The 2157-nt window shown below is 59.2% G+C and carries 3 protein-coding genes; all 3 read left to right on the forward strand.

All coding sequences use genetic code 11. From position 1 onward, the window contains the following. On the forward strand, window positions 1-461 hold a 461-nt coding region (locus ACIQ2D_RS21780), incomplete at its 5' end, for a hypothetical protein (RefSeq protein WP_402867390.1). 472 nt (window positions 462-933) lie between these two features. After that, a complete protein-coding gene (locus ACIQ2D_RS21785) occupies window positions 934-1785 on the forward strand; it encodes a hypothetical protein (protein WP_232509004.1) in 852 nt (283 codons plus the stop codon). Window positions 1786-1877: 92 nt separating this feature from the next. Next, a complete protein-coding gene (locus ACIQ2D_RS21790) occupies window positions 1878-2102 on the forward strand; it encodes a hypothetical protein (protein ID WP_402867391.1) in 225 nt (74 codons plus the stop codon). Window positions 2103-2157: the final 55 nt, after the last annotated feature.

Below are 2157 nucleotides of genomic sequence, written 5' to 3' on the forward strand. Positions count from 1 at the left end.
CGTCTTCGATGGTCCCGGATTTTCCGTCTGAGCGTGATGTGCAGGACATCGTTGACGAACTCAATGCGCTGGACGAGGGCGCGCGGTGGGATGCTGTCGTGGCAGTTCTCGATCGGGAGTTGGTGAACCGAGTTGCCACCCTGAACTGGGATCTGGTGGAGGAGCCGTGCCAGATCGATGATGACACGCTCTTTTGGGGAGAGGTGATCCAGCTTCCTCACGAGCATCGAGTTCATATCGAGGGCCCCTGGTATTCGAGGAATGCTCCGCGATACGCGATTGTCTACAGCGAACGCCGGGCGCGTTGGGAACTTCCGTACGAGTGGAACAGCGGGTTGGATTCTGATGAGATGCTGCCATCGGATTCGAGGAAGCCTTTGGGGGAGGGATGGCAGATGTCTGTTGACAGTCGCGGCGAAGAGGTGTGGACGCTGACGATCGGATCAGACCGCACATCGTAGAGCGAGAGCTTGAAGTTCGTGCTCAGTGCAAGCTTTTGTACTGCGCGAAACGTGCGCCGGCAGAACGAGAAGGGAATCACCGGTGGGCACCTATCATCACGTGGTCTTACGCTCGGCAGCTGGCGAATACGTCGCCAGGGTAAGGCCGAGCGCATTCGGATGCGACATCAAGGTCGGTAGGGGAGGTTCGTTTGATCAGAACAGACTCCCGGCCATCATGGCGTTCGCGGAGAAGTATTTCGATAGTCCCCTGACGGCGATCTGGGTAGACGACCTGTCCTGTGACGGTTGGGAATACGACTCGTCACTGGTAGCTCCGTGGGACGGCCCGGTGTCCCTTGATGACGAACCTGAACTTCCTCACCTGGTACCGGCCAGCTCGCCAGGCCAAGCAGTCGCCGCTTGTCCGAACATCATTGTCGAGGGGATGTAACTACACGTGCTGACCGGGGATCCGAGCGAGGAAACATCGTTGTCATTGAATGAAATCCGAAGGGCCATAACGCAATCGTCAGTTCTGACGGCGAGACAAAAGCTCTCGTACCTGGGTGCGTGGTCGGTTCATGCTCGTGAGGCATCCCGTAATGCAGCCAGAGTCGAGGACTACTGGCACGCGACTGATGTTGCTGTCCGCGTCTCGGCGTTGCGCGCTTGCGTGAATTCCGTCGATCCGGAGTTGATTTCGGACTTGTTGGCGACGTTGACCCCATGCGCAGAATCTCCCGACCCCACCCCCTTCGAGGAGGCACTCAGATTCGAATTCGGGGATCCGGTTGGTACTGCGATCAACCAACTGGCTCGGGAATGGGATGCGTGGCCCAACCGTCCGTGGCCGATGTTGATGCACCACGCCGTTGACAGCACAAGCAGGTATCTGGCCTTGGATAGCCTGTCGAGGGTCGATCGTGGGAAGGCGCGGTTGGCCGCAGCTTTGGCAGTTGCGATCCCGATGGTGGTACGCAGCGAATTCGCCGAGATCGGTGTTCGGGGTCGCTATATCTTGTTGTGGCGGGGACTGGGGAAGTTCGGGGTAAGCCCTCGACGCGACGTTTGGCCTGAACTGGCGGCTCGCCGGGCACCTCACGATTACAGCGCGCAGCCTCTGTCGTCGTTTACGGCCAACTTTGAGGTTGCCTTGGATTTCGCGAGGGACGGTGAGGGCATTTTGTTGGCTGAGTTGGTTCCGCTGTCGGCCGTATTCTCCACCTCGCTGGTGTTGGGGTTCATGGGATCTGAGGTGGTCGTGCGAGATCATCGCCACCGCTGGCTGGTGCCTCTCCGCAGGGTCGAGGGCGCTTGGGTAGTTGACTACAGCCCGCCCTGATTGATTCATCTCCCGAGCGGCCGTCCCGTCTCGACGTTGCTTGCAGTTGCGTACATCTATCAGGGGTGGGGGTTCGCAGTCGGGGCGATGTTGTGGGGAGGGTTTGCTGTTTTCGCGTACTACCGTTATCGGTCGCTCTTGGGATTAGTTGTGCCTCACAGTATTTTCAATCTTGGCGTGGCGGCGGGTTGGATGGGACGGCGATGGTTGGTCGTGGTCGTGGTCGTGGTCGTGGCCGTCGCGGTCGTAGTGGTCGGCTTTGCTGTTGTCTACATCGCAGAGATCGAGAGGTCGCGTGGTTCTCGTTTGGGCACTGAGGTCGGGGTAGACGTGGGCGATCGGCAATCGCGGTCAGTTGTGTTGACCGGTGAG

This window comes from Lysinibacillus sp. NPDC097287 (assembly GCF_044761695.1).
GTDB lineage: Bacteria > Bacillota > Bacilli > Bacillales_A > Planococcaceae > Lysinibacillus.